At 67.9% G+C, this 19,798-nt stretch carries 28 protein-coding genes and 1 tRNA gene; 23 read left to right on the forward strand and 6 right to left on the reverse strand.

The genetic code is table 11. From position 1 onward, the window contains the following. Positions 1-5: 5 nt before the first annotated feature. From EAO78_RS13235 to pyrH, 4 genes are all read right to left on the reverse strand, one after another. Entirely contained in the window at positions 6-917 is a 912-nt protein-coding gene (locus tag EAO78_RS13235; protein ID WP_122106314.1) for a sensor histidine kinase, read from the reverse strand. Between the two features lie 154 nt (positions 918-1,071). Further along, a complete protein-coding gene (locus tag EAO78_RS13240) occupies positions 1,072-1,299 on the reverse strand; it encodes a DUF7573 domain-containing protein (RefSeq protein ID WP_122106315.1) in 228 nt (75 codons plus the stop codon). Then, a complete protein-coding gene (lysS, locus tag EAO78_RS13245) occupies positions 1,300-3,084 on the reverse strand; it encodes a lysine--tRNA ligase (protein ID WP_122106411.1) in 1,785 nt (594 codons plus the stop codon). Then, entirely contained in the window at positions 3,081-3,800 is a 720-nt protein-coding gene (gene pyrH, locus EAO78_RS13250) for a UMP kinase (RefSeq protein WP_122106316.1), read from the reverse strand. The genes lysS and pyrH overlap by 4 nt, the downstream gene beginning before the upstream one ends. Positions 3,801-3,917: 117 nt before the next feature. On the opposite strand from pyrH, the gene EAO78_RS13255 reads away from it, so the two are divergent. The 3 genes from EAO78_RS13255 (at position 3,918) to EAO78_RS13265 (ending at position 7,042) form a co-directional block, all read left to right on the forward strand. Continuing rightward, positions 3,918-5,774 carry an acyl-CoA carboxylase subunit beta gene (locus tag EAO78_RS13255; RefSeq protein ID WP_122106317.1) on the forward strand — a complete coding sequence of 619 codons (1,857 nt, stop codon included), beginning with the start codon at positions 3,918-3,920 and terminating at the stop codon, positions 5,772-5,774. 148 nt (positions 5,775-5,922) lie between these two features. Next, a complete protein-coding gene (locus EAO78_RS13260; protein WP_203227886.1) occupies positions 5,923-6,444 on the forward strand; it encodes a hypothetical protein in 522 nt (173 codons plus the stop codon). A gap of 70 nt (positions 6,445-6,514) precedes the next feature. Further along, positions 6,515-7,042: a redoxin domain-containing protein gene (locus EAO78_RS13265; protein WP_122106319.1), complete on the forward strand. Its 528-nt coding sequence runs from the start codon at positions 6,515-6,517 to the stop codon at positions 7,040-7,042. A 394-nt stretch (positions 7,043-7,436) separates the two neighbouring features. Here the strand turns inward: EAO78_RS13265 and EAO78_RS13270 are convergent. Beyond that, positions 7,437-7,507, reverse strand: a tRNA-Gly gene (locus EAO78_RS13270). 43 nt (positions 7,508-7,550) lie between these two features. Then, a complete protein-coding gene (locus EAO78_RS13275) occupies positions 7,551-7,892 on the reverse strand; it encodes an ArsR/SmtB family transcription factor (protein WP_122106320.1) in 342 nt (113 codons plus the stop codon). A 247-nt stretch (positions 7,893-8,139) separates the two neighbouring features. Between EAO78_RS13275 and EAO78_RS13280 the strand changes: the two genes are divergently transcribed. From EAO78_RS13280 to EAO78_RS13375, 20 genes are all read left to right on the forward strand, one after another. Next, a complete protein-coding gene (locus EAO78_RS13280) occupies positions 8,140-8,898 on the forward strand; it encodes an HFX_2341 family transcriptional regulator domain-containing protein (RefSeq protein ID WP_122106321.1) in 759 nt (252 codons plus the stop codon). A 93-nt stretch (positions 8,899-8,991) separates the two neighbouring features. Continuing rightward, on the forward strand, positions 8,992-10,098 hold the full coding sequence (locus EAO78_RS13285; protein WP_122106322.1) for a molybdopterin-dependent oxidoreductase: 1,107 nt from the start codon (positions 8,992-8,994) through the stop codon (positions 10,096-10,098). 126 nt (positions 10,099-10,224) lie between these two features. Next, the gene (locus EAO78_RS13290; protein ID WP_122106323.1) at positions 10,225-11,091 is read left to right on the forward strand and encodes a putative RNA uridine N3 methyltransferase; all 867 of its coding nucleotides are present in this window, start codon (positions 10,225-10,227) and stop codon (positions 11,089-11,091) included. A gap of 4 nt (positions 11,092-11,095) precedes the next feature. Then, entirely contained in the window at positions 11,096-12,112 is a 1,017-nt protein-coding gene (locus tag EAO78_RS13295; protein ID WP_122106324.1) for a 50S ribosomal protein L3, read from the forward strand. 3 nt (positions 12,113-12,115) lie between these two features. After that, positions 12,116-12,862, forward strand: a complete 747-nt coding sequence (gene rpl4p / locus EAO78_RS13300; protein WP_122106325.1) for a 50S ribosomal protein L4 — start codon at positions 12,116-12,118, stop codon at positions 12,860-12,862. Beyond that, on the forward strand, positions 12,859-13,113 hold the full coding sequence (locus tag EAO78_RS13305) for a 50S ribosomal protein L23 (protein WP_122106326.1): 255 nt from the start codon (positions 12,859-12,861) through the stop codon (positions 13,111-13,113). The genes rpl4p and EAO78_RS13305 overlap by 4 nt, the downstream gene beginning before the upstream one ends. A gap of 2 nt (positions 13,114-13,115) precedes the next feature. Beyond that, positions 13,116-13,838 (forward strand): 50S ribosomal protein L2, encoded by a 723-nt coding sequence (locus EAO78_RS13310; protein ID WP_122106327.1) that lies wholly within the window; start codon positions 13,116-13,118, stop codon positions 13,836-13,838. Further along, positions 13,835-14,260, forward strand: a complete 426-nt coding sequence (locus tag EAO78_RS13315) for a 30S ribosomal protein S19 (RefSeq protein ID WP_122106328.1) — start codon at positions 13,835-13,837, stop codon at positions 14,258-14,260. Before EAO78_RS13310 ends, EAO78_RS13315 begins: the two co-directional genes overlap by 4 nt. Positions 14,261-14,263: 3 nt before the next feature. After that, positions 14,264-14,728, forward strand: coding sequence for a 50S ribosomal protein L22 (locus EAO78_RS13320; protein WP_122106329.1), 465 nt, complete (start codon positions 14,264-14,266; stop codon positions 14,726-14,728). After that, the gene (locus tag EAO78_RS13325) at positions 14,728-15,666 is read left to right on the forward strand and encodes a 30S ribosomal protein S3 (protein WP_122106330.1); all 939 of its coding nucleotides are present in this window, start codon (positions 14,728-14,730) and stop codon (positions 15,664-15,666) included. The genes EAO78_RS13320 and EAO78_RS13325 overlap by 1 nt, the downstream gene beginning before the upstream one ends. Before the next feature lies 1 nt (position 15,667). Next, positions 15,668-15,880 (forward strand): 50S ribosomal protein L29, encoded by a 213-nt coding sequence (gene rpmC / locus EAO78_RS13330; RefSeq protein ID WP_066413526.1) that lies wholly within the window; start codon positions 15,668-15,670, stop codon positions 15,878-15,880. A 6-nt stretch (positions 15,881-15,886) separates the two neighbouring features. Further along, a complete protein-coding gene (locus EAO78_RS13335; RefSeq protein WP_122106331.1) occupies positions 15,887-16,345 on the forward strand; it encodes a ribonuclease P protein component 1 in 459 nt (152 codons plus the stop codon). Continuing rightward, positions 16,336-16,680 carry a 30S ribosomal protein S17 gene (locus tag EAO78_RS13340; RefSeq protein ID WP_122106332.1) on the forward strand — a complete coding sequence of 115 codons (345 nt, stop codon included), beginning with the start codon at positions 16,336-16,338 and terminating at the stop codon, positions 16,678-16,680. Before EAO78_RS13335 ends, EAO78_RS13340 begins: the two co-directional genes overlap by 10 nt. Continuing rightward, positions 16,680-17,078 (forward strand): 50S ribosomal protein L14, encoded by a 399-nt coding sequence (locus tag EAO78_RS13345; protein WP_122106333.1) that lies wholly within the window; start codon positions 16,680-16,682, stop codon positions 17,076-17,078. The genes EAO78_RS13340 and EAO78_RS13345 overlap by 1 nt, the downstream gene beginning before the upstream one ends. Positions 17,079-17,080: 2 nt before the next feature. Further along, positions 17,081-17,437, forward strand: a complete 357-nt coding sequence (rplX, locus tag EAO78_RS13350; RefSeq protein WP_122106334.1) for a 50S ribosomal protein L24 — start codon at positions 17,081-17,083, stop codon at positions 17,435-17,437. Continuing rightward, entirely contained in the window at positions 17,434-18,180 is a 747-nt protein-coding gene (locus tag EAO78_RS13355; RefSeq protein ID WP_122106335.1) for a 30S ribosomal protein S4e, read from the forward strand. The genes rplX and EAO78_RS13355 overlap by 4 nt, the downstream gene beginning before the upstream one ends. Beyond that, positions 18,173-18,697 (forward strand): 50S ribosomal protein L5, encoded by a 525-nt coding sequence (locus EAO78_RS13360; protein ID WP_122106336.1) that lies wholly within the window; start codon positions 18,173-18,175, stop codon positions 18,695-18,697. The genes EAO78_RS13355 and EAO78_RS13360 overlap by 8 nt, the downstream gene beginning before the upstream one ends. Next, positions 18,694-18,867: a 30S ribosomal protein S14 gene (locus EAO78_RS13365; RefSeq protein WP_066413547.1), complete on the forward strand. Its 174-nt coding sequence runs from the start codon at positions 18,694-18,696 to the stop codon at positions 18,865-18,867. Before EAO78_RS13360 ends, EAO78_RS13365 begins: the two co-directional genes overlap by 4 nt. 2 nt (positions 18,868-18,869) lie before the next feature. Further along, a complete protein-coding gene (locus EAO78_RS13370) occupies positions 18,870-19,262 on the forward strand; it encodes a 30S ribosomal protein S8 (RefSeq protein ID WP_122106337.1) in 393 nt (130 codons plus the stop codon). 2 nt (positions 19,263-19,264) lie between these two features. After that, positions 19,265-19,798 carry a 50S ribosomal protein L6 gene (locus EAO78_RS13375; RefSeq protein WP_122106338.1) on the forward strand — a complete coding sequence of 178 codons (534 nt, stop codon included), beginning with the start codon at positions 19,265-19,267 and terminating at the stop codon, positions 19,796-19,798.

Raw genomic sequence — 19,798 nt, forward strand, 5'->3', positions numbered from 1 at the left:
CGGACTCATCTATCCGACGGCCGATCCGCCGACTGGAACCGGAGCAGCACGGTCGTTCCGTCCTCGGTCGCGTCGAACTGTACGGTACCGCCCTGGAGCTCGCACATCCACTTGACGAGCCACAGCCCGATGCTGCTGGCGTGTGAGAGGGGCGTCTCCTCCTCGGCCCGAAGCACCGCCCGCTCCTCGGCGGGGATCCCGGGTCCGTTGTCGTGAACCTCGAGGCGAGTCGTCGTCCCGTTCGTCTCGACGCGCGCGCGAACCCGTCGACTCGGATCGTCGTTGTGGGCGAGCGCGTTCTCGAACACCTCCCGGACGGGATAGCTCACCGACTCGTCGGCGCGTATCCACGCACGCTCCGGGAGATCGAGCGAGAACTCCGCGTCCGTCCGTCCGTCGTCCAGCTCCTCGACCGCCTCGTTGACGACCGTCGCGAGGTCGACATGCTCCTCGACGGGGCCGGGAGAGGCGTCCTCGATGACCCGGAGCTTCTCGCTTATCTCGACCATGTCCTCGGTGGTCTCGCGGATCGTCTCGAGACACTCGCGGCTGCGCTCGTCGTCCAGCCGACGTTCGAGCAGGTCGGCGTATCCCTGGACGACGTTGAGGTCGTTCCGGACGTTGTGTCTGAACACGCGACTCAACACCTGGAGTTGCTGGTTCGTCGTCTCCAGTTCCTCGCGGGCGGTAACGACCCGACGGGAGCGATGGCTCACCGCCCCGTAGAGGAACACCGAGGACGCCCCGACGACCGCCAGACCACTCGCGATCCGAGCGGGTGAGAGCGGGCTCGCGGAGGCGACGATCGTCCCGACGGCGACGTCGAACGCGACCACGCACGCACCGCCGAGGAGGAGGTACAGACCCGCGACGGCGCGGGGCGACCGTTCGAACAGCCGATCCGGATCTGATCTCATTTATATATCACTTAACCCCAGCGTATATCGTCCGTAACTAACGGCTCGATCCGACGTGTATTAAGTCTTCACGGTGGTGGAACGAGACCGGAGAACGGCGGACCGGGCGCCTATGTACCGACCCACGGATCCCGCGGATCGACGTGGAAACCGACTACCACTCCACACACTCGGAACAGAGGAGGTTCCCGTCGGCGTGCCAGCGTCGCGTGACCGTCGTCCCACAGCGGTCGCAGTCGGCGCCGTCCGTCGACCACGTCGACGTCGACTCGGCGGGATCGACGTCGGTGGGGATGCTCTCGTCCGGGTTGGTCTCGGCTTCCCCGTTCCCCTCACCTCCCCCGGCCGACGCGAAGTCGTCGAGCGATCGGTCCTCGGGCATTCACGCCTCCCGTCGGAGCCTGGCGACGACGAACTCGCGTTCCAGCTCGCCGAGGAACTCGCCGAGCCGCGGGCCCTGGGTCTGGTCGAAGAAGAGCCGGTAGCCCGCCTCGAAGAAGTCGGCGACCTCGATCCCGTGATCGCGGGCGGTCTCGTACATCTCGGCCTGGATCGCCTCCCCGTCGTGACCCGCGGCGACGAAGTCCGCGAGAGCGTCGAGCGCTCCCGCCACGTCGTCGTCGAACGCCACGTCCGGGAGGTCGGTCTGGAGCCGGTAGTTGTACTCGTTGTCGGTTCGCTCCGCCCACGTCCGGGCGCGCTCGACGCGGGAGAGCGCCTCCCGAACCGCCCACTCGGGGGTGTCGTCGTCGACGTGGCCCTCGTCGCGTGCCAGCTGCTCGCGCAGGTCGGGGTCGTCGACCATGCCGAGAACGGCCGCGAACGTGTACGGGAACCGGACGCGGTCGGCGGGATCGGCGTCCGCTGGGCGGTCGACGCCCGTGGGGCGGGCGTCGTCGGCGTCGGTTGACCGATCGGCGGCGGACGGACCGTCGACCTTCCGGCCCATCACGAACGGATACGCGCGCTCGGCGAAGCGAGTCAGTTCCTCGTCGTCGACCTCGCCGAAGTACGCCCGCTCGAACCGGTCGAAGCGGTCGACGAGCAGGTCGATCCGTTCGGGGTCGAGGTCGCGGGCCTTCTTCGGATGGAGCGCGAAGAAGTACCGGACCACCTCGGGCTCGAGTATCTCGAGCAGTTCCGGCACGGTGACGACGTTGCCGGCCGACGAGGAGAGCGCCTCGCCGCCCAGCGTGAACCACTCGTACACCATCGGCACCGGCGGCTCGATCCCGAAGACGTTCCGGGCGAGGTCGACCCCGGAGGGCCACGAGCCCTCCGCGTGGTCCTTGCCGAACGGCTCGAAGTCGACGTCGAGGGCGTCCCACTGGGCTGGCCACTCGAGTCTCCACGGCAGTTTCCCCTCACGGAACGTGGCGACCCCCTCGTGGCCGCAGCCCTCGATGACGTCGTCGCCGACCTCGAGGTCCGTACACGCGTACTCGACCGTTCCAGCCTCCAGATCGATCGCGGTCACCGTCTCCGTGACCTTCCCGCACTCCGCACAGACCGGATTGAACGGGACGTACTCGTCGTCGACCTTGTCCTGGTACTTCCCGAGCGTCTCGCGGACGCCCTCGAGGTCCGAGAGGACGGTCCGGACCGCGTCGTCGAAGGTCCCGTCGGCGTACAGTTCGGTGTTCGAGACCATCTCGACGGGGACGCCGAGCCGCTCTGCGTCGGCCTCGAGCAGTGCCGCGAAGTGTGCCGCGTACGACTCGCGCTCGCCGAAGGGGTCGGGGATGGACGTGTACGGCTTCCCCAGGTTGCGGCCGAGCGCGCCCGCGTCCACGTCGCCGAGCCCGACGATCTCGCCGTCGGCGTTCGCCAGCTTCCGCGGGAGCTTCCGGAGCGGGTCCCTGTCGTCGGAGGTGAACAGCTGTCTGACCTCGTGGCCGCGATCGCGGAGCACCTCGGCGACGAAGTAGCCGCGCATGACCTCGTTGACGTTGCCGACGTGGGCGACCCCCGACGGGGAGACGCCCCCCTTGATCACGATCGGATCGTCGGGGTCGCGCGCCTCGATCTCGTCGGCGACGACGTCCGCCCAGAACGCGTGGAACTCGTCGCCGTGGTCGCCGGTCGCCTGCGACGAGAGGACGTGCGGGGAGTCGTCGCGTCGTGAGGGGTCGTCGCGTTCGCCGTCCGCGGAGGCGTCGTCGGTCATCGCTCCTCCGTCCACCTCGCCGGCTCGGTGCTCCCTTCGGGGATCACGTTCGTTCCCGTGTGGGTCCCGCGGAGGGCCGCGTCGACGACGGCGTCGGGGTCGGTACCGTCGAGGACGATCGACCGGATCCCGGCGCGGTCGATCAGCTTCGCCGCGAGCAGATCGACGGGAGCGGACGAGCCCGCGTCACGGCTCATCGGGAGCACCACGTCGACCAACTCGGCGGGCGAGAGCGACTCGAAGCGGGTCGCGTCGTCGTGGCGGTTGGGGTCGACGTCGTAGACGCCGTCGGCGCTCGTCGCGAACACGAGCAGGTCGGCGTCGACCGACTCTGCGAGCGCGACCGCGACCGCGTCGGTCGTCTGTCCGGGCGACATCCCTCCCATCACGGGGACCTCGCCGCGGCGGAACGCGGTCGTCGCCTCGTCGTACCCCCTCGCTGGCGCGGGTGCGGCCGCCTCGTCGAGCGCGGCGATCAGGAGGCGGGCGTTGAGCCGCGTGGTACCGATCCCGAGCTCGTCGAGCTCGACCTCGTCGCCGCCGAGCTCCCGCGCGGTCGTGATGTACTCGCGGGCGACGCCGCCGCCGCCGACGACGAGACCGATCTCACATCCCTCCGCCGTCAGCCGCTCGACCGCGTCGGCGTAGGCGGCGACACGTTCGGGATCGAGCTCCGGCGCGAGCACGCTCCCGCCGATGGAAACGACGACTCTCATTGCGGCGAGGTAGCCGTGTCGCCGGCTTAAGGATTGTCAAGCGGGGACGGCGACGAAGGCCGATAGTGGGATACTCCCATGGCAAACAGTTTTGGAGCGTCCGGGAGTCCCGCCACCATGAAGGTCCACGTCGGGTCGACGGCGACGCCCGAGGAGGCGGAGGCGATCGCCCGGTCGCTCGCGGCGCACCTCGGGGTCGCCGTCGACGTCCACGTCGGGGACGACGACGCTCCCGCGGCGAGCGCCGACCCCCCGGAAACGACCTACCCGCTCGAGGACGACCTCGGCCCCACCGACCGCGAGCGCGACCTGTGGGCGGAGATCGAGGACGTTCGCCGGGGCGGTCCCGCGAAGTACCGCGACCGGCTCGCGGAGCAGGGGAAGCTGTTCGTGCGCGACCGGCTCGACCTCTGGTTCGGCGGCGAGGGAGGGACCCGCGGCGCGGGCGACGCGAGCGCGTCCGACGGAAACCCCGCCGGGATCCGCTTCGAGGACGGGACGTTCGCCGCCTTCGACGAGTGGCATCCGAACGCGCCCGGGCGGGGCGGGGACGGCGAGGACGACGGAGGAGGTTCCGAGGGCGCTGACGGGGGAGACGGCGACGACACCGACGATGCCGACCGCCTCCCGGCGGACGGCCTCCTGACGGGGGGTGCCGAGTTCGAGGGTCGCGACGTCCACTTCATGGCCAACGACTTCACCGTGAAGGCGGGGTCGATGGCGGCGAGGGGCGTCGAGAAGTTCCTCCGGATGCAACAGCGTGCGCTGAAGACGGGCAACCCCGTGCTCTACCTGATGGACTCCTCGGGGGGACGGATCGACCAGCAGTCCGGCTTCTTCGCCAACCGCGAGGGGATCGGGAAGTACTACTACAACCACTCGATGCTCTCGGGGGCGGTCCCGCAGGTCTGCGTGCTCTACGGTCCCTGCATCGCCGGGGCGGCCTACACCCCCGTCTTCGCCGACTTCACCGTGATGGTCGAGGGGGCGTCCGCGATGGCGATCGCCTCGCCGCGGATGGTCGAGATGGTCACCGGCGAGGACATCGACCTGGAGGCGTTGGGCGGGCCGCGGGTCCACGCCGAGGAGTCCGGTTCCGCGGATCTCGTCGCCGAGGACGAGGAACACGCCCGCGAACTCGTCGCCGACCTGATCGGCTACCTTCCGGACCGGGCCGGCGAGAAGCCGCCGCGCGCGGAGACGAAGCCGCCGAAGTACTCGCCGGACGGGATCGACGGGCTGATCCCCGAGTCGCCGACCCGCCCGTACGACGTGCGAGACCTCCTCGACCGGATCGCGGACGCCGAGTCCGTCTTCGAGCTGAAGGAGGGGTACGGTCCCGAGATCGTCACCGCGTTCTGTCGGATCGACGGGCGGCCCGTCGGCGTCGTCGCCAACCAGCCGACGGAGCGGTCGGGGGCGATCTTCCCGGACGCCGCGGAGAAGGCCGCGGAGTTCGTCTGGACGTGTGACGCCTACGAGATCCCCCTGCTCTATCTCTGTGACACGCCCGGGTTCATGGCCGGGAGCCAGGTGGAGAGGGACGGCATTCTGGAGAAGGGGAAGAAGCTGATATACGCGACCTCCTCCGCGACGGTGCCGAAACAGACCGTCGTCGTCCGGAAGGCGTACGGCGCGGGCATCTACGCGATGGGCGGGCCCGCCTACGACCCCGAGAGCACGGTCGGGCTCCCCTCCGGCGAGATCGCGATCATGGGGCCGGAGGCCGCGATCAACGCGGTCTACGCCCGGAAGCTCGCCGAGATCGACGACGACGAGGAGCGGGCCGAAGCGGAAAAGCGCCTCCGCGAGGAGTACCGCGAGGAGATCGATATCCACCGGATGGCGAGCGAGGTCGTCATCGACGAGATCGTCCCGCCCTCGGACCTCCGCGCCCAGTTGGCCGCCCGGTTCGACTTCTACGAGGACGTGAGCAAGGACCTCCCCGAGAAGAAACACGGGACGGTGTTGTGACTCGCTAACATTTTGGGATCTCGAGCCCCCATAGGGACCCATGGGTGGAGAAGAAACTGATGATGACGGCGGCGAGTGGAGCGACGAACTCCGGGAGGAGTACCGAAACGCGTTCGTCGAAGCGTCGAGGGAAGAACTTCAGGACGTGATGATCGTCCTCTCGGATGGATCGTTAGAAGGGAGTGAACTCGTGGAGAGATATCCGATCTCAGCGGACGATCGGGGGGAGAGTCGTTCGAGAACGGACCTGAAAGATCGAATAGCTCGAGAGCTGGGAGAGTATCACGATACTAAACGGGAGCGAGAAACCGTTCGGGAACGCGAGAATCAGTTCGTCGGATCGCTCAGACTCCTCGAACAAGCGTTTGACGAAATCGAAGGGTCGGATAGTGATGACGGGACCGTATCCACCCAGGAGGCTGCCTACGCGACGCAGCTCTGTTCCCAGCGGCTCACGATGTTGCGCTCGTCCGTCGCCGCTAGTGTGGGGAGTAGGCTCAAGAACCTGTTCGGCTGGCTCAAAGGGATCATCTCGTCGGTGTCGGCGAAGCTGTGGAACCTGGTCTCCTCGCACACCAATCTCGAAGAGTGGAGCGTCAGCGGGGGAACCGGCGTCTCGATGTTCGGACTCCAGAGCAACGCCGAGATGTCGTTGACGTTCGGACCGTGATCTCCCGGCCGGGCCGGCGGGAACGTCCGTCGATGGTGGTTTTATACGACGTCCGCGAGTCGAACGTCTCATGATCGACGTCGGCGTCAAAGCCCCCGACTTCGCCGCGCCGGCGGTCGCGGACGGCCGGGCGACCGAACTCGCGTTGTACCGGCTCGTGCAGTCGCACCGCGCGGTCGTTCTGTCGTTCGCGCCGGCGAGCTTCGTCCCGACGAGCACGGCGGCGTTCGCCGCGGTCCGCGACGCCGGCTGGCACGACCGCGAGGACCTGGCCGTCGTCGCGCTCACCGGTGACTCGCTGTATTCGGGATTCGCCTACGTCGACCGCTTCGACCTCCCGTTCCCGGTCGTCTCGGACTTCCACGGCGGGATCGCCGACTCGTACGACCTGCTCGCCGACTCGTGGGAAGGCCACTCACACGTTCCGCGCCGCGCGACCCTCGTCCTCGACGGCGACTGGCGGGTCCGGTTCGCCGAGGCGACGACCGACGCGCTCGATCGACCCGCGCCCGCGCCGGTCGAGAACGCGACCGCGACGCTGCGCGACCTGGGGGTCGACGTCGACCGTCCCCGGGTGAACTACGACGGGCCGTGGTGACGCGATCGACGGCCGAGCGATGATGACGACCAGTCGACGGCGAACTCGATCCGGCGCGCGCCTACGAGCGGGCTCGCAGCCCGCGAGTCAGCCCGCGCGAGGGAGGTCGAGGGGACCCGCCAGCGGTTTCGGCGGGTCACCGAGGCCGAGGCTGGGGAGGCGTGAGGTGCGGGGCAGTCACGGAGGTAGATTCACTTCAATTCGGGAAACGCACCGGCCGAGACTCCCGCGAGTGAAACGAGCGGGAGTCAGGCCGGTGGACTTTCGAGCGCAGCGAGAAAGTGCACCGGCCGAGATTTGAACTCGGAATCAGACGTGCTCGCTCACTCCGTTCGCTGCGCGCGACTGATAGCGTTCAAATCACTCGATGATTTCTCTCACTTCGTTCGAGAAATGCACCGGCCGAGATTTGAACTCGGGTTGCAACCATGGCAAGGTTGCGTGATACCACTACACTACCGGTGCGTGCTTCGCAACGAACACTCCGCCGGTGGGACACTTAAACTTGTCACATTCGTGGCTCCGTGAGAGCGACCGTCACTGACTCGGTCGAGAGGTCGTACAGGTTCATCTCCCGTCCCTTCTTCGAGTACCGAACCCCGACCGGCGTGAGGAGATCGACGCGCTGGAGTCGGCGCAAGTGGTACGTGACCGCCTGAAGCGAGACGTCGAGTTCGTCGGCGATCTCGGAGGGCGTCGACGGCGACTCGCGGACGACGGCGATCACCTCACGAGCGGTCTCCGAGGCGAGAACCTCGAGGAGCCCGTCGGATCGATCGAGCGGGACCGTTCGTCGATCCCGGTCGAGATCGGACTCGCTCGGCGGCGGAGAGAGCCGTTCGAGCGTCATCGTCGACCGTCCGTGAGCGTTCGATCGAAGGACGATACGCCTCGATCGAGGACGTGGAGGTCATCGGCGGGGGAGGAGACGCCGTCGGGGAGGGACCACTCGACCGCGAGACCGTTCACTCTCGTTGAAACGAGCATCGGCTCTCGGAAGGGACGGGACGCGGGTGGATAGGTATTATGTCGACATAATCGACACAATCGACTGGATCGGCACAACAATCAATACTCGTCGGACGAAGTCGGCAGACATGACCGATCTGGACGTGCCGAGGCGCATCCACATCGTTCCCCTCGGGTACGAGGAGGACCGCATCGTGGAACCGGTGATCGACGCCGACGCCGACGAGGTCCTTCTCCTCGAACCGAGCCCCGACGACGAGGGAGTCGACAGCCCGACGTACCACGAGAACGTCCGGGAACGACTCCGGGACGCCGGCGTTCGGATCGAGACGATCGAGTGTGACATCTTCAACCTGTACAGCTCGCTGGGAACGATCGCGGAGGTGTCCAACCGCTTCCGCGAGCACAGCGTCTACGTCAACCTGGCGGCCGGATCGAAGGTGACGGCGATCGGCGGGATGATCGCCTGTATGGTGACCGGGGCCGTGCCGTACTACGTGCGCGCGGAGACGTACGCGGGCGGAGAGGAGCGCCCGGTCGCGTCGGGCGCGAAGCCCCCGGAGACGCTTCCGAAGTATCACATCGAGGAGCCGGAGCGCGAACACGTCGCGGTCCTCGACCACGTCGCCGACTCCCAGCCCGTCACGAAACGCGACCTCATCGACTACGGGCGGCGGGAGGGGCTCCCGTTCGTCGCGCGCTACGAGACCGAGGGGGTCCAGAACCCCGATCGGGGGTATTACCGCCGGCTCAACACCCGGGTCGTGGAGCCGCTCCGGGAGCGGGGGTTCATCGAGATCGAGAAACACTCGAAGTACCAGTACGTCTCGCTCACTGAGAGCGGCGAGAACCACCTCCGTGCGTTCCGGTACCTCCTCGCGGAGTGAGCGATCCTCGTCCGCCTCCCCGGGTCGGAACCGCCACCGCTCGCCGAGGGGATCCCCGCCAATCCTCATGTGTGTTCGTCCCGAAGGGATACCATGGGTAGCCGTGACGACATCGCGGCGGTCCTCGACCGGCTCGAGCCGCCGCCACGGGTCGTCGACTGGTCGCTTCTCGTCGTCGTCCTCGCGGAGACGGCCACCGGGCTCGTCTCGTTCACGGTCGGGACGCCCGACGGCTGGCCGCTCTTCTGGCTCCATCGATCGCTCGGGCTCGCGATCGTCGTCCTGCTCGGCTGGAAGCTGGCTCGGGTGCGACACAGGCTGTTCGACCGGAGTCTGTGGCGACGCTCGACCGCGCTGTCGGTTCTGACGCTCGTCGCCGCGGTCGGAACGGTCTCGACCGGGATCCTCTGGGTGGTCGGGGTCGACGTTCGGGTCTCCTACTGGACGCTGTTGTCGATCCACGTCGGCTTCGGCCTGCTGCTCGTCCCGCTGGTGGCGTTTCACGCCGCGACTCGATTCCGTCCGCCGCGACGCGTCGACTTCGAGGGACGGCGGACCGCGGTCCAGTACGGAGCGCTGTTGATCGCGGGCGCGATCGTCTACCGCCTCCAGCAGGGAACGAACGCGCTGCTCTCGACGCCCGGCACGGACCGGCGGTTCACGGGGTCACAGCCGCGGGAGGGCGAGGGCAACGACGCCTTCCCGGTGACCTCCTGGGTCGCCGACGACCCGGACCCGATCGACCGGGCGATCTATCGGCTCGGCGTGACCGGGCTCGTCGGGGAACCACGGGAGTTCGCCGCGGACGAACTCGCCGGCGACGAGGTGTCGGCGCTGCTCGACTGTACGAGCGGCTGGTACACGGTCCAGGAGTGGAGCGGGACTCGGGTCGGCGACCTGATCGAGGCGGCGGGTGGGCTGGAGAGCGGTGGCGCCCCCGACGCCCCGGAACCGGCGTACGTCCGGTTCGTCTCCGTCACGGGGTACCGCTGGAGCCTTCCCCTCGAGGAGGCCGAGGACGCCCTCATCGCGACGCACGTCGGCGGCGACCGGCTCACGCACGGCCACGGCGGGCCCGTGCGGCTCGTCGCCCCCGGTCGCCGGGGGTTCCAGTGGGTGAAGTGGGTGACCCGGGTCGAGGTCCGCGCCGAGCGCGACCCCGCGCAGTGGGTCGTCACGCTGGTGAGCGGGTTCGACTAGGGCGAAGCGGCGACGGGCGCGATCCCGAAACTCCCGGATAGGCCCGTGTGAACGCCCCACAGTCCCGAAACCGGACCGCTATCCTTTTAGTCCGTCGTCCGGAATCAGGAGTACAGTCTCGCCACGATGCGCACCGAAGACGGACTCACGATCTGTGTCCCGTCTTCGGTCGTCCGGGAAGCCGAGGACGGTCGCGAGGCGACTCGCAAACTCGGCTACGTCGCCCGTGCGGCGGCGGTGTTCCGGGCGGACCGGCTCGTCGTCTTCCCCGACGGGGAAGGCGAACGACGCCGGGGCGGGGAGTACGTCCGTGCCGTGCTGGGGTACGCCGCGACGCCCCCGGAGCTCCGAAAGGACCTCTGGGGCGAGCGCGACGAGCTCCGGTACGTCGGCGTGCTGCCGCCGCTGCGCGTGCCGTGGCGGACCGGCTCGCCCCCGAACGGGGACGAGTCGACAACACAGGGACTCGTGACCGAGGTCGGACCTGAAGGCCGCGTCCGGGTCAATTCCCCGCTGGGGGAACACCCGATCTCCCTGCTCGTTCCCTCCGGAATGGAGGTCGAGCAGGGGGAGCGCGTCACCATCAGGGTCTCTTCGAGAGAACCGGTCCGCGCCCGCATCACCGGGAAGCCCGAGGCGGGCTTCCAGGTCGTGGAAGCGGACCTGTCGGAAGCGCTCGCCGGCGACGGACTCGCCGTCGCCACGTCGCGACACGGGGAGGAACTCTCCGTCTCGCGGCTCGGCGGACTCGTCGCCGACGCGCGGGAGGCCGGCGGATACACCGTCGCCTTCGGCGCGCCGGAGCGGGGGCTTCCGGAGATGCTCGGGCTCTCGCCCGAGGACATCCGGGCGGCCGTCACGGACGGCCGCCGAGTCGAACCCGATCCGGGGTTCGACCTCTGGCTGAACACGATCCCGGCACAGGGCAGCGGGGTAGTCCGAACGGAGGAGGCTCTGTTCGCGACCCTCGGCTCGCTCACACTCACGGAGTAAACACATGCCACAACCAAGCCGACCACGAAAAGGCTCGCTGGGCTACGGCCCACGCACCCGCGCGGACAGCGAGGTACCGCGCATTCGCTCGTGGCCAGACGACGACGGTGCACCCGCACTGCAGGGATTCGCCGGCTACAAGGCCGGGATGACCCACGTCATGATGGTCAACGACGAGGCGGACTCGCCGCGTGAGGGGATGGAGGAGTCCGTCCCCGTCACGGTGGTGGAGACGCCGCCGATGCACGCCGTCGCCGTGCGAGCCTACGAGGACACGCCGTACGGACAGAAGCCGGTAGTCGAGGTATGGGCGACCGAGTTCCACGAGGAGCTCGACCGCGCCCTCGACCTCCCGGCGGAGGACACCTTCGAGGAGGACGAGGCGGAACTCGAGCGGCTGCTCGAGGACGACGTGGTCGACGACGTCCGCGTCATCACCCACACCACCCCCTCGGAGCTCGCGAACGTGCCGAAGAAGAAGCCCGACGTGATGGAGACGCGCGTCGGCGGCGGCTCCCTCGAGGAGCGCGCCGACTTCGCACTCGAGCTCGTCGCCGACGGCGGCGCCCACGAGTTCGGCGACGTCTTCCGCGCCGGACAGTACACCGACGTCTCCGGCGTCACGAAGGGGAAGGGGACGCAGGGTCCCGTCAAACGCTGGGGCGTCCAGAAGCGGAAGGGCAAACACGCCCGCCAGGGATGGCGGCGTCGGATCGGCAACCTCGGTCCGTGGAACCCCTCCCGCGTGCGCTCCACCGTTCCCCAGCAGGGCCAGACCGGCTACCACCAGCGCACCGAGCTCAACAAGCGCCTCATCGACTTCGGCGAGGGCGACGACGCCTCCGTCGACGGCGGCTTCGTCAACTACGGCGAGGTCGACGGCGAGTACGCGCTGGTCAAGGGCTCGCTGCCGGGGCCGGACAAGCGCCTGCTGCGATTCCGCCCGGCCATCCGGCCGAACGACCAGCCGCGCCTCGACCCCGAGGTCCGGTACGTATCCACCGCATCCAACCAGGGATAATCCATGAACGCAACAGTACACGACCTGGACGGCGGGGACGCGGGCAGCGTCGAGCTGCCGGCGATCTTCGAGACCGCGTTCCGACCGGACCTCATCGGTCGGGCGGTCAGCGCCGCACAGGCCAACCGGAAACAGGCCTACGGGGCCGACGAGTTCGCCGGACTGCGGACCCCCGCGGAGTCGTTCGGCTCCGGGCGCGGGCTCGCTCACGTCCCGCGCTCCGAGAACGTCGCCCGCCGCGTCCCGCACGCGGTTTCGGGCCGCGCCGCACACCCCCCGAAGGCCGAGAAGGACCAGACGAAGAAACTGAACGACAAGGAGCGACAGCTCGCCATCCGGTCGGCCGTCGCGGCCACCGCCGACGCCGAGCTCGTCGCCGAGCGCGGTCACGCCTTCGACGACGACCTCGACCTCCCGCTCGTCGTGAGCGACGAGTTCGAGGACCTACAGAAGACCCAGGAGGCCCTGGGAGTGCTCGAGGCGGTCGGCGTCGACGCCGACGTCGAGCGCGCCGACGAGGGACGCTCCGTCCGCGCGGGTCGCGGGAAGACCCGCGGCCGCAAGTACAGCCAGCCGAAGTCCGTGCTCGTCGTGACGAGCGAGGAGCCGTCGCGCGCCGCCCGCAATCTCGCGGGCGTCGACGTCGCGACCGCCGGCGAGGTCAACGCGGAGGACCTCGCGCCCGGCGCGCACCCGGGTCGGCTCACGCTGTGGACCGAGTCGGCGATCGAGGAGGTGGCCGACCGATGAGCTCGCTCATCGAACACCCGCTCGTGACCGAGCAGGCGATGAACGAGATGGACTTCAAGAACAAGCTGCTGTTCTTAGTCGACATCGACGCGACCAAACCGGAGATCCGCGACGAGATCTCCGAGCGATACGAGGTCACCGTCGTCGACGTGAACACGCAGGTGACGTCGAAGGGCAAGAAGAAGGCGACGGTCACGCTCTCCGCGGAGGACGACGCGACCGACATCGCCTCCCGGATCGGGGTGTTCTGACGATGGGACGACGAATCCAAGGACAGCGGCGAGGACGCGGCGGCCCGACGTTCCGGGCCCCCTCCCACCGCTACAAGGCGGAACTGTCGCACAAGACGCTCGAGGACACGGACCTGATCACCGGCGAGATCGTCGGGATCGAACACGACCCGGCGCGTTCCGCGCCGCTCGCGGAGGTCGAGTTCGACGACGACGACCGTCGACTCGTGCTCGCGCCGGAGGGCGTTCGTGTGGGCGAGACGATCCAGGTCGGCGTCTCGGCGGAGATCAAACCCGGGAACACGCTCCCGCTCGCGGAGATCCCCGAGGGGGTCCCCGTGTGTAACGTCGAGAGCAACCGCGGCGACGGCGGGAAGTTCGCCCGCGCCTCGGGCGTCTCGGCGACGCTTCTCACTCACGACCGCGACGTCGCGGTCGTCCAGCTTCCCAGCGGGGAAGTGAAACGGCTCGACCCGCAGTGTCGCGCCACGATCGGCGTGGTCGCGGGCGGCGGACGGACGGAGAAGCCCTTCGTCAAGGCCGGAAACAAGTACCACAAGATGCAGGCGCGCGGGACGAAGTACCCGCGCGTTCGCGGCGTCGCGATGAACGCCGTCGACCACCCCTTCGGTGGGGGTGGCCGCCAACACCCCGGTCAGCCGAAGTCGGTCTCGCGGGACGCCCCGCCGGGACGCAAGGTCGGGGACATCGCATCCAAACGGACCGGACGAGGTAGCAACAAATGAGTTCCGAATACCGCACCGGCCGCGAGGGCGAGGAGTTCGCCTACCGCGGTCACTCGCTCGACGAGCTGCAGGAGATGGACGTAGAGGAGGTCGCGGAACTGCTCCCCGCACGACAGCGGCGAAGCATCACGCGAGGCCTGAGCGTCGAGAAGGAGAAGCTTCTCGAGAAGGCCCGAAGCCGTGACAAGGAGACGACCGCCGACGACCCGATCCGGACGCATCTGCGCGACATGCCGATCCTTCCGGAGTTCGTCGGCGTCACCTTCTCCGTGTACAACGGACACAGCTTCGAGCGCGTTCAGGTCGAACCCGAGATGATCGGACACTACCTGGGCGAGTTCCACCAGACCCGAAGCACCGTCGAACACGGCCAGGCCGGCATCGGCGCGACCCGGTCCTCGAAGTTCGTGCCCCTCAAGTAACCCATGGGAATCAACTACAGCGTCGAGGCCGACCCGGAGACCACCGCCAAGGGGATGCTCCGCGACCGGCCCATCAGCGTGAAGGACAGCAAGGAGATCTCCCGGGAGATCAAAGGCGAGACGGTCGCCGACGCCGAGGCGTACCTCCAGGAGGTCATCGACGAGGAGACCTCGGTGCCGATGCGCCAGCACAGCGCCGGCGCGGGCCACCGCTCGGACATCGACGGCTGGGACGCGGGACGGTATCCCGCGAAGGCCGCCAAGGACTTCCTCAAGCTCCTGGAGAACGTCAAGCACAACGCCGACGAGCAGGGGTTCGACGGCGACGAGATGGTGATCAAACACGTCGCTCCCCACAAGGTCGGCGAGCGACCGGGTCGGAACCCGCGCGCGGCGGGGGCGACCCAGTGGAACACCACGCTCGCGGACGTCGAACTGATCATCGAGGAGCCGGAGGCTGAGAACTAATGGCTGACGAACACCAATTCATCGAGGACGGCCTTCGCCGTTCACAGATCAACGAGTTCTTCGCGGACGAGCTCGGCCGAGCCGGCTACGGCGGCATGGACGTCGCCAAAACGCCGATGGGCACGCAGATCGTCCTGAAAGCGGAGAAGCCCGGCATGGTGATCGGGAAGGGCGGGAAGAACATCCGCAAGATCACCACCGAGCTGGAGGACCGCTTCGACATGGACGACCCGCAGATCGACGTTCAGGAGGTCGACGAGCCCGACCTGAACGCCCAGATCGTCGCGGACCGGCTCGCGAACGCCCTCGAACGGGGCTGGTACTTCCGGAAGGCGGGCCACACCACGATCGACCGCATCATGGACGCCGGCGCGCTCGGCGCCGAGATCGTGTTGAGCGGGAAGGTCACCGGCGCCCGCTCGCGCGTGGAGAAGTTCAACCGCGGCTACATCAAACACAACGGCGAGCCGGCCCAGGAGGTCGTCGACCACGGCAAGGGCGTCGCCGTGATGAAGCTCGGCACCATCGGCGTCAACGTCAAGATCATCCCGCCGGGCGCGAAGCTGCCCGACGACTTCGACGTCCGCGAGGACGCCGAGGTCCCCGAAGTCGACCAGGCCGACGCGGCCGCCGACGAGGGCGTCGAGGCGCTCTTAGAGGAGGAGCCCGAGGAGGTCCCGGAGGTCGGGGCCGACGACGACGTCGACGTTCCGGACGACGATCCGGCGGACGTCATCGACGAGGAGATCGTCGAGGAGGTCGTCGAGGAGACCGGCGAGACCGCGACCGGGGCGACGGACGCTCCCGCGGAGGAGCCCGTCGAGACGGGCGACGTCGACGACGAGCCGGACGAGCTCGACGAGGAGATCGAATCGGAGGCGGCCGACCTGGTCGCCGAGATGGAAGAGGCCGACGAGGAAGCCGAGGAGGACGAGTAACATGGCGATCCTCTACACCGACGAGATCCGCGACATGACCGCCGCAGAGCGGGAGGTCGAACTCGAGGAGCTCGAGACCGAGCTGCTCAACACGAAGGCACAGCAGGCGGCCGGCGGGATGCCCGAAAGCCCCGGCCGGGTGAACGAACTGAAGAAGACGATCGCCCGGATCAAGACGATCCAGGCGGAAGAAGGCGACTTCGACGACGAGTAACGAACGATGATATCCCCCGAAACGCTCGTACGGCACGAACTCGTCGGCCTCCCGGTTCGGGTGGCCGACGCCGACAGCGACGCCCACGTCGGGATCGCCGGTCGGGTGCTGTTCGAGACGGAACGCACCCTCGTGGTGCGAACCGGATCGGGGGACAAGCGGGTGCCCAAATCGGGCACGACCTTTGAGTTCGCGGTCGTCGAGACGGCGACCGCACGCACAGATGAAGCCGCCGACGACGGCCAGTCGTCGGGGTCCACGTCCCAACTCGGGTCGGATACTGCGGGGGTCCGCCCCCGTCAGTCCGGCCCGTCCGGGTCCACACGCGTCGTCGACGGTGACGATGGGGGTCCGGCGAGCCGGCGAGGCGAGTGCAAAGACGCGGTCTACGTAACGGTGGATGGCACGCGGCTGCGGGACCGGCCCGCCGAACGCACCGAACGAGGTGTCTCACAATGGCGATAGGAATAGACGTACCCATGCCTCCGGAGCCAGACGACCCGGAGGATTACGACTACGAGAAGTGCCCGTTCTACGGGCAGCTTCCCGTCCGCGGCCAGCTCCGAGAGGGGACGGTCGTGTCGACGGATATGGAAAAGACCGTCATCGTCGAGCGAGAATACGACGTGTTCGTACCGAAATACGATCGGTACATGAAGCGTCGGTCGCGCATCCCGGCACACGTGCCGGGCGTGCTCGACTCGCTCGAAGTCGGTGACGAAGTGACGATCGCGGAGACGCGACCGCTCTCGAAGACGAAGTCCCACGTCGTCGTCGAGAACCTGACGGGTGATGCGTGATGGAGGCGCTCAAAGCCGACGTCACACAGGGGCTCTCGAAGGGTTCCCTCATCACGTGTGCCGACAACACCGGCGCGCGTGAGCTGAAGGTGATCTCCGTCGCCGGCTACTCCGGCACGAAGAACCGCCACCCGAAGGCAGGTATCGGCGACAAGGTGACCGTCTCGGTCACGAAGGGAACGCCCGAGATGCGGCGGCAGGTGCTGGAGGCGGTCGTCGTCCGCCAGCGCAAGTCGATCCGCCGTCCCGACGGCACGCGCGTGAAGTTCGAGGACAACGCGGCCGTGATCATCGACGACCTCGACGAGCCGCGGGGCACGGAGATCAAGGGCCCCGTCGCCCGCGAGGTCGCCGAGCGCTACGGGAGCATCGCGTCCACCGCGACGATGATCGTGTAACCATGACGAAACAGCCACGCAAACAACGAAAACGGTCGGAGACCGCGTCGCTTCACGAGCGGCAACGGAAGGTCCGATCCCCGCTCACGCCCGAGCTCCGCGAGGAGTACGGCCAGCGGAACGTCCGCGTCAACGCGGGCGACACCGTCGAGGTGCTCCGCGGCGACGCCGCGGGCACCGAAGGCGAGGTCCTCTCGGTGGACCTCTCCGCCGAGCGGATCACCGTCGAGGACGTCACCGTCGAGCGAGCGGACGGGGAAGAGGCTCCCCGACCGATCCCGGCGAGCAACGTCCGCGTGACGGATCTGGACCTCTCGGACGACCGCCGCGAGGCGCGGCTCCAGGAGGACAACGAATGACTCGACATCAGAAACGACTGGCGGTACCGAACTCCTGGCCGGTCGAGCGGAAGACCCAGACGTTCACCGTGAAGGCCGGCGCAGGCCCTCACGGCGAGGCTGGCGTCCCGCTCGTCGTCCTGCTGCGGGACGTGCTCGGCTACGTCGACTCGACGAAGGAGGCGCGCTACGCGCTGAACAACGACTCGGTCCTCGTGAACGGGGACGCGGTGTCGGACGAACAGCGGCCGATCGGGATGTTCGACATCCTGGCGTTCCCCGTCCGCGGGGAGTACTTCCGTGTGTTCCCCGACGAGGGTGGTCGGCTCGCGCTGACGCCCGTCGACGAGGAGTCCGCGGGGAGTCGACTCGGAAAGGTGGCGAACAAGACGGTCGTCCCCGGCGGGGACGCCCAGCTGACGCTCCACGACGGAACGAACGTCCGTGTGGACGCCGACACCGAGTACGACACCAAGGACTCGATCGTCGTCGACAACGAGTCCAAGGAGGTCGTCGCCCACTTCGAGTACGAGGAGGGCGCGCTCGTCACCGCCATCGCCGGCCAGCACGCCGGTCGGATCGGCGAGATAGAGACGATCGACGTCACGCTCGGATCCGGCTCCAACACGGTCGTCGTCGGCGACGGCGAGGACCGCTACGAGACGGTCGAGGAGTACGTGGTCGTCATCGACGAGAACTTCACCGACGACGACGGCGCGACCGGGTCCGACGACGCCGACGAGGCGGGTGAGGACGATGAGTGACGCGGAGAGCGCGTCCCACGAGATGCGCGAGCCGTCCGTCGAGAAGGTCGTCGTCCACATGGGCGTCGGCCAGGGCGGCGAGCCGCTCGCGGACGCCGAGAACATCATCGAGGAGGTCACGGGCCAGCAGTCGGTCCGGACGACCGCGAAGCGCACCATCGCCGAGTTCGGGATCCGCAAGGGCGACCCGATCGGCGTCAAGGTGACGCTGCGCGGCGACGACGCCCACGAGTTCCTCGAGACGGCGCTCGAACTGGTCGACGTTTCGGCTCGACAGTTCGACGACACGGGGAACCTGAGCTTCGGGGTCGAGGACCACACCGACTTCCCGAGCCAGGAGTACGACCCGAACATCGGCATCTACGGGCTCGACGTGACGACGACCATCGTCCGACCGGGCTACCGCGTCGCCAAGCGCGACAAGGTGACCCGCTCGATCCCGTCGAGCCATCGGATGACCGCCGAGGACGCCATCGCGTTCCTCGAAACGAACTTCGACGTTGAGGTAACGGAATGAGCGAAGCGAACAACGAGACGGGCGAGCACGCGGCGAAACGCACCGGCCAGCAGCACGAATGCCGGCGGTGCGGCCGCGAGCAGGGGTTAGTCGGGAAGTACGACATCAACCTCTGCCGACAGTGCTTCCGCGAGGTCGCTCGAGACATGGGATTCGAGAAGTACAGCTGATCATGACAGGAAACGATCCATTCGCCAACGCACTCGCAGGCGTGGACAACGCCGAGAGCGTTGGCCACCTGTCGTACACGGTAGAGCCCGCTTCGAACATCATCGGCTCCGTCCTCGAGGTCCTCTACGACCGCGGGTACGTCGACGGCTTCGAGTACGTCGACGACGGGAAAGCCGGGAAGTTCGAGGTCGAACTGAAAGGCGCGATCAACGAATGTGGCGCCGTCAAGCCCCGCTACTCGGCGGGCGCGAACGACTTCGAGAAGTGGGAGAAGCGATACCTCCCGGCCCGTGACTACGGGACGCTCATCGTCACGACGAGCCACGGCGTCATGAGCCACTACGAGGCCCGCGAGGAGGGCATCGGTGGCCAAGTGATCGCATACGTCTACTAACAATGAACAGAGTCGAAATCGAGATCCCGGACGACGTCTCCGCCGAGACCGACCACCTCGAACTCACCGTCGAGGGTCCCAACGGGAGCGTCACGCGACGCCTCTGGTACCCCGACGTCGACGTGTCGGTCGAGGACGGTGCGGTCGCCATCGCCACGGAGAACGAGGACGCGAAGACGAACGCCACGGTCGGCACCTTCGAGAGCCACGTCTCCAACATGATCCACGGCGTGACCGAGGGGTGGGAGTACACGATGGAGGTGTACTACGCCCACTTCCCGATGCAGGTCAGCGTGGACGGCGACGAGGTCGTCATCGAGAACTTCCTCGGCGAGAAGGCGCAGCGACGCACTCCGATCCGCGGGGACACGGACGTACAGATAGACGGCGAGACGGTGACGCTCACGGGCTCCGACAAGGAGGCCGTCGGCCAGACCGCCGCCGACATCGAACAGCTGACGAAGGTGACCGACAAGGACACGCGCGTCTTCCAGGACGGCGTGTACATCGTCGAGAAGCCGACCGGAGGTGCCTGA

Source organism: Halobellus captivus (assembly GCF_003697845.1).
Classification (GTDB): Archaea; Halobacteriota; Halobacteria; order Halobacteriales; family Haloferacaceae; genus Halorubrum; species Halorubrum glutamatedens.

Coding starts and splice junctions, on each gene's coding strand:
- EAO78_RS13235 (WP_122106314.1), bottom strand. CDS start 917: ATGAGATCAGATCCGGATCGGCTGTTCGAACGGTCGCCCCGCGCCGTC.
- EAO78_RS13240 (WP_122106315.1), bottom strand. CDS start 1,299: ATGCCCGAGGACCGATCGCTCGACGACTTCGCGTCGGCCGGGGGAGGT.
- lysS (WP_122106411.1), bottom strand. CDS start 3,084: ATGACCGACGACGCCTCCGCGGACGGCGAACGCGACGACCCCTCACGA.
- pyrH (WP_122106316.1), bottom strand. CDS start 3,800: ATGAGAGTCGTCGTTTCCATCGGCGGGAGCGTGCTCGCGCCGGAGCTC.
- EAO78_RS13255 (WP_122106317.1), top strand. CDS start 3,918: ATGAAGGTCCACGTCGGGTCGACGGCGACGCCCGAGGAGGCGGAGGCG.
- EAO78_RS13260 (WP_203227886.1), top strand. CDS start 5,923: ATGATCGTCCTCTCGGATGGATCGTTAGAAGGGAGTGAACTCGTGGAG.
- EAO78_RS13265 (WP_122106319.1), top strand. CDS start 6,515: ATGATCGACGTCGGCGTCAAAGCCCCCGACTTCGCCGCGCCGGCGGTC.
- EAO78_RS13275 (WP_122106320.1), bottom strand. CDS start 7,892: ATGACGCTCGAACGGCTCTCTCCGCCGCCGAGCGAGTCCGATCTCGAC.
- EAO78_RS13280 (WP_122106321.1), top strand. CDS start 8,140: ATGACCGATCTGGACGTGCCGAGGCGCATCCACATCGTTCCCCTCGGG.
- EAO78_RS13285 (WP_122106322.1), top strand. CDS start 8,992: ATGGGTAGCCGTGACGACATCGCGGCGGTCCTCGACCGGCTCGAGCCG.
- EAO78_RS13290 (WP_122106323.1), top strand. CDS start 10,225: ATGCGCACCGAAGACGGACTCACGATCTGTGTCCCGTCTTCGGTCGTC.
- EAO78_RS13295 (WP_122106324.1), top strand. CDS start 11,096: ATGCCACAACCAAGCCGACCACGAAAAGGCTCGCTGGGCTACGGCCCA.
- rpl4p (WP_122106325.1), top strand. CDS start 12,116: ATGAACGCAACAGTACACGACCTGGACGGCGGGGACGCGGGCAGCGTC.
- EAO78_RS13305 (WP_122106326.1), top strand. CDS start 12,859: ATGAGCTCGCTCATCGAACACCCGCTCGTGACCGAGCAGGCGATGAAC.
- EAO78_RS13310 (WP_122106327.1), top strand. CDS start 13,116: ATGGGACGACGAATCCAAGGACAGCGGCGAGGACGCGGCGGCCCGACG.
- EAO78_RS13315 (WP_122106328.1), top strand. CDS start 13,835: ATGAGTTCCGAATACCGCACCGGCCGCGAGGGCGAGGAGTTCGCCTAC.
- EAO78_RS13320 (WP_122106329.1), top strand. CDS start 14,264: ATGGGAATCAACTACAGCGTCGAGGCCGACCCGGAGACCACCGCCAAG.
- EAO78_RS13325 (WP_122106330.1), top strand. CDS start 14,728: ATGGCTGACGAACACCAATTCATCGAGGACGGCCTTCGCCGTTCACAG.
- rpmC (WP_066413526.1), top strand. CDS start 15,668: ATGGCGATCCTCTACACCGACGAGATCCGCGACATGACCGCCGCAGAG.
- EAO78_RS13335 (WP_122106331.1), top strand. CDS start 15,887: ATGATATCCCCCGAAACGCTCGTACGGCACGAACTCGTCGGCCTCCCG.
- EAO78_RS13340 (WP_122106332.1), top strand. CDS start 16,336: ATGGCGATAGGAATAGACGTACCCATGCCTCCGGAGCCAGACGACCCG.
- EAO78_RS13345 (WP_122106333.1), top strand. CDS start 16,680: ATGGAGGCGCTCAAAGCCGACGTCACACAGGGGCTCTCGAAGGGTTCC.
- rplX (WP_122106334.1), top strand. CDS start 17,081: ATGACGAAACAGCCACGCAAACAACGAAAACGGTCGGAGACCGCGTCG.
- EAO78_RS13355 (WP_122106335.1), top strand. CDS start 17,434: ATGACTCGACATCAGAAACGACTGGCGGTACCGAACTCCTGGCCGGTC.
- EAO78_RS13360 (WP_122106336.1), top strand. CDS start 18,173: ATGAGTGACGCGGAGAGCGCGTCCCACGAGATGCGCGAGCCGTCCGTC.
- EAO78_RS13365 (WP_066413547.1), top strand. CDS start 18,694: ATGAGCGAAGCGAACAACGAGACGGGCGAGCACGCGGCGAAACGCACC.
- EAO78_RS13370 (WP_122106337.1), top strand. CDS start 18,870: ATGACAGGAAACGATCCATTCGCCAACGCACTCGCAGGCGTGGACAAC.
- EAO78_RS13375 (WP_122106338.1), top strand. CDS start 19,265: ATGAACAGAGTCGAAATCGAGATCCCGGACGACGTCTCCGCCGAGACC.